The sequence below is a fragment of the Aminobacter sp. P4_D5 genome (genome assembly GCF_056401815.1).
Genome location: NZ_JBFUIP010001427.1, coordinates 1 through 514 on the forward strand (window position 1 = coordinate 1; position 514 = coordinate 514).

Annotated in this window: 1 protein-coding gene; it reads right to left on the reverse strand. The window is 77.0% G+C overall.

Annotated elements, in window-relative coordinates:
• Window positions 1-514, reverse strand: a 514-nt coding sequence (locus tag AC1DWF_RS38785; RefSeq protein WP_476843704.1) for a hypothetical protein, incomplete at both ends; no start/stop codon positions are given.

A 514-nucleotide genomic window follows, 5' to 3' on the forward strand; every position in this document is an offset into this window, starting at 1 on the left:
GCGCCAAGGCCGCGACACCCTCGGGCCCCGCCGCGAGGTCCCAGCCTTCCACCAGCAGGTCGGCCCAGGAGAGGTCCGGCGCGCCCGGCCCGAAGACGACCGGCCGGCCCGGCGCCAGCCTGGCCTCGGCAGGCGCGGCGGCTGTGATCTCGCGGAGGGCGACGCGGATGGGGCGGGTCTCGCCCTGCGGTGGTGCGTGCAGCGGGCCGTCCACGACGAGGCGGATCGTCACGCGGCCGGCGGGCACGTCGAGGGCGGTGAGGGCCTCCTCGCCCGGGGTCAGGCCCGTCCAGCGGATCGGCCCGTCGCCGACAGCGACGCCCGCGCGGTTGTCCTCGGCCCAGGGCGCGGCTGCGAGGCGCAGCCAGAGTCTTGCCGGTGCCGCGACATCGAGATGCACCGTACCGGAGGGGCCGATGAGCCAGGAACCGATCTCCTCCGGCGGCTCGAAGCCGGCGCCGAGGGCGAGGCTCGATTCCGGCCAGCCCTCGCCGGTGGCGGCGAAGGAGACGGT